Annotated in this window: 4 protein-coding genes; 2 read left to right on the forward strand and 2 right to left on the reverse strand. The window is 71.2% G+C overall.

Annotation, left to right across the window (positions count from 1 at the left end):
- Positions 1 to 449, reverse strand: a 449-nt coding sequence (locus Y706_RS27815) for a BadF/BadG/BcrA/BcrD ATPase family protein (protein WP_275450875.1), incomplete at its 3' end; no start/stop codon positions are given.
- 117 nt (positions 450 to 566) lie between these two features.
- Between Y706_RS27815 and Y706_RS0105045 the strand changes: the two genes are divergently transcribed.
- Positions 567 to 1,616 (forward strand): nitronate monooxygenase, encoded by a 1,050-nt coding sequence (locus tag Y706_RS0105045; RefSeq protein ID WP_028275722.1) that lies wholly within the window; start codon positions 567 to 569, stop codon positions 1,614 to 1,616.
- 178 nt (positions 1,617 to 1,794) lie between these two features.
- Here Y706_RS0105045 and Y706_RS0105050 read toward each other — a convergent pair whose 3' ends face one another.
- Positions 1,795 to 2,820, reverse strand: a complete 1,026-nt coding sequence (locus Y706_RS0105050; protein WP_028275723.1) for a LysR family transcriptional regulator — start codon at positions 2,818 to 2,820, stop codon at positions 1,795 to 1,797.
- Positions 2,821 to 2,910: 90 nt separating this feature from the next.
- On the opposite strand from Y706_RS0105050, the gene Y706_RS23715 reads away from it, so the two are divergent.
- Positions 2,911 to 4,165, forward strand: a 1,255-nt coding sequence (locus Y706_RS23715; RefSeq protein ID WP_043434874.1) for an MFS transporter, incomplete at its 3' end; no start/stop codon positions are given.

Raw genomic sequence — 4,165 nt, forward strand, 5'->3', positions numbered from 1 at the left:
ACGGCCTCCCGGCCCAGCCAGTAGCCGCTGCCCTCGTCCCCGAGCAGGTAGCCCCAGCCACCGGCCCGGGCCTCCTCGCCGCGGCCATTCTTGCCCCACGCGGCCGATCCGGTGCCGGCGATGACGGCGACGCCGGTGCTGGCGCCGCCTGCGGCGAGCAGCAGCCGGGAGTCGTGGACCACCGTGATCCGGGCGCCGGGTACGTGCGGGGCAATCAGTGCCGCGAGCGCCGCGGCGTCGTCATCGGTGTCGATGCCGCCGGCTCCGGCGTAGACCTGGGCGACGTCTCCCCCGCCGATCCTGGCGAAGAGTTCCGCCAGGTTCAAGGCGGCTTCCTCGGGGCTGACGTTCTGGACATTGGAGCTGCCCACCGATTCATCGGCCACGGGCGCGCCGCCTTCGAACCTGACGCCCCGGGTTTTGGTGCCGCCGATGTCCAGGCCGATCACGGCACCCGTCGTCGCCGTGGCAGATGGCGTGGTGGAAGATGGAACGGAGTCCGCCGCCGGCGGCGTGTCAGTGTTAGTCACTGGAACAGGTTACTGAATCGCTGCAAGGAGCCCGCAATGCCCCACGATCTTTTCGGCACACCCGTCATCGCGGCGCCCATGGCCGGAGGCACCTCCACAGCGGCCTTCGTCGAGGCCGTGCACCGCGCCGGCGGGCTCGGCTTCCTCGCGGCAGGCTACAAGAGCGTGGCGGCCATGCAGGCGGAAATCAGCACCCTCCGGGAGTCCGGCGCCCGGTTCGGCATGAATGTATTTGTCCCGGATCCGGCCCAACTGCCGCCCCCCGCGTCGGTGCTGGCGGAGCTCGAGGATTACCGGCTTCAGCTGCGCACCGACTCCCGGCGCTACGGCGTGGAGCTTCCGCAGTTGCGGCTCGACGATGACGACGAATGGCAGGGAAAGATCGATGCCCTGCTCTCAGACCCGGTGGAGCTGGTCAGTTTCGCCTTCGGGCTGCCCGGCCCGGACGTCGTTCGGGCCCTGCAGCGGGCGGGATCGGCAGTGCTGGCCACTGTCACCACCGCGGCCGAGGCCGTGCAGGCGGCCGGGCAAGGCGTGGACGCCCTCGTCGTGCAGCACACGAGCGCCGGCGGACACAGCGCGGCGTTCCTCCCGGCCCCGGAGCCGCGACCGGCTTACGCGGCGCGGCCGGGCGGCACAACGGCGGAGCTGCTCGCCGAGGTGCGGTCCGCCGTCGACCTCCCACTGGTGGCTGCGGGCGGCATCATGGATGCGGCCGGGCTGGACGCCGTGCTGCGTGCCGGGGCCGTCGCAGCCCAGCTCGGCACCGCGTTTCTCCGCACTGACCAAAGCGGCGCCAAGCAGCTGCACAAAGATGCCCTGGCGGATCCGCACTTCACCCGAACCCGGCTGACACGCGCCTTCACCGGCCGGCAGGCACGGGCCCTGGAGAACGAATTCGTCCGCGACCACCCCGAGGCGCCGGAGGCCTACCCTGCCGTCCACCACCTCACGGCGCCCCTGCGGGCCGCGGCCACCGCAGCCGGCGACGCTGAACGCCTGAACCTGTGGGCGGGAACGGGCTGGAGGAAGGCACAAGCCGGACCGGTGGCCGGCGTCGTGCAAGGGCTGCTCGCCAGCCGCTGACCACCGTCCGAACAGCGGCCGACCCCCGTCCGGGCACCGTCAGGACCCCGAAGTCGCCGGAAGCTTGCCAAACCGCCGTCTCTTCACGGCGACCTCGGTGCCAACCGGCGACCTGAGCGCACCAGCTCCAGCCCCGGCGCACCTGCCCCGGCGCTCCGGCCCCGGCCCCGGCCCCGGCTCAGCCTCCCGAGCGTTCGCGCACGAAGCCTGCCAGGAGCGCCGGACCGTCGCGGAGCACGAATTCGCGGAACAAGCGCACGGGATCGGACTCGGCATCGGCCACGGCATTCCGCGAAACCGGCTCCCGCCACGCGAGGCCGATCTCGCGGAACGCCAGGTCAGAATCCAGGGGAATCTCCACCCAGCCCGGCCCGCCGTCGTCATCGGCTTCGGTGCCCCGCGACGGGTGGTGGCTGTTTTGTGCGGCTCTGCCGGGTGCGGAGCCGCCGGGCGGCAGGATGCTGACGCCGAGCCCGGCCGAGACGAGGCCGCGGACGGTGTGCGAGTCCTGGCTCTCGAAGGCAATGCGCGGACGGAACCCCGCCTCGCGGAACAACGCGTCGGTCAGCGAGCGCATGCCGTAGCCGGACCCCATCGCCACGAAGGGCTCCTGCCGGATCTCGGCAACCTTGGCCCTGCGGCGGCCGGCCAGGGCATGCCGGTGGTGGACCACCAGGCGCAACGGTTCGCGGTACAGCGCGGCCGAACCGATTCGCTTGCTGGGTGTGGCAACGGGTGCCGTGAGCGCCACGTCGGCGGAGCCCGCGGCCAGTTCCGCGAGACAGCCGTCCCGTGCACCCTGGCTGAGGTCAAAAGCAGTCTGCGGGTGACTGCTCCGGAACGCACTGATGAGCAGCGGCAGCATTGCCTCGCCGAAGGTGTGCTGGAACGACACGGCAATCCGGCCGCGGACCACCTCCGATTCGTGCCTGACGCTGTCCAGCCCCGTCTGGAATTCGGCCAGGGCGGCCTCGATGTGGGGCATGAGCGCCTTCGCCGCGGGCGTCAACCGCACGCCCCGGCCGTCCCGGATCAGCAGCTCCGTCCCCACGATGGCGCTCGCCCGCGCAATGGCACGGCTCACGGTCGACTGCGGCAGGCCCAGGAGCTCGGCCGTCTCGGTGATGTGCTCCGTCCGCCCCAGTTCCGCCAGCAGCGGCAGCAGGGGCAGCAGCTGCACGAGCTGCCTGTGTTCGACGTCCATGTTCCCCTCCAGCACTGATCCATATTTGCTATCTATTCTATGGAAATCATGCATTGGAAGCATCCCTCGGGCAGGCTTTAGCCTAAAGACATGCCACGCATTTCCGCACCCACCGGCACCGGCCCACGCCCCGCGGCCAAGAACGCAGCCAATCTCGCAGCTCATCCTGCAGCTAACGCTGCCGCATGGGCGGGCCATCCGAAAGGCTCCACGGCCTACCGCCGGATCCTCGCCGGGCTTGCCTTTGCCGGCGTCGCAACCTTCGCGCAGCTTTACTACACCCAGGCGGTGCTCCCGCTGCTGGCGGCGGATCTTCGCGTCTCGGCCGCCGAGGCCGCGCTGACCATCTCCCTGGCGACGGTGGGGCTGGCCTTGACGGTGCTCCCGTGGTCCTTCCTGGCCGACCGGATCGGCCGCGTCCGGGCAATGATGTGGGGCATCTCCGCGGCCACCGCCCTGGGCCTGCTGGTCCCCCTGGCCCCCACCTTCCCTGCACTGCTGTGCCTGCGGATGCTGGAGGGAATGGCCCTCGGCGGCATCCCGGCGATAGCGATCGCGTATCTCAACGAGGAGGTCAACAAGGCCCATGCCGCCGTCGCCGCCGGGAGTTATGTCGCCGGGACCACCCTGGGCGGCCTGGCCGGCCGGCTGGTCGCCGGGCCTGCGGGCGAACTGTGGGGCTGGCGGGCCGCGGCCCTGGCGGTCTCCGTTCTGGCCACCGGCGCGGCAGTCCTGTTCCTGGTTCTGGTGCCCCGGGCCAAGGGCTTCACCGCCGCGGCCGCGGGCGGCTTCCGCGGGGCCTTTCGCACGCTGGCCGGCCACGGCCGCAATCCCCGGCTCCTGGCCCTGTACGTCCAGGCATTCCTGCTCATGGGCGGTTTCGTGGCCGTCTACAACTACCTCGGATTCCGGCTCTCAGGGGAACCGTTCAGCCTGCCCGCCACCGCGATCAGCCTGATCTTCCTGGCCTACCTCTCCGGAACCGTCTCGGCGCGCTGGGCAGCGGGCCTGACGTCGCGGTTCGGCCGGCGCACCGTCCTGATCGCCGGCACCGCACTGATGGCAGGTGGCCTGGCCCTGACGCTCACGGAACAGCTGGCCGCGATCTTGGCGGGATTGCTGCTGTTCACGGGCGGCTTCTTCGCGGCACACAGCATCGGCTCCGGCTGGACCGGGCTGATCGCCACGACGGGCCGGGCGCAGGCCGCCTCGCTGTACAACCTGGCCTATTACCTCGGCTCCAGCGTGCTTGGCTGGGCCGGCGGCCTGGTCTTCCAGCGGTTCGGCTGGACGGCCCTTGCGCTGACGGTCATCGGGCTGGCCGGCGCGACGGCGGCAATCACCG

It is taken from the genome of Arthrobacter sp. I3, assembly GCF_000520575.1.
GTDB lineage: Bacteria > Actinomycetota > Actinomycetes > Actinomycetales > Micrococcaceae > Arthrobacter > Arthrobacter humicola_A.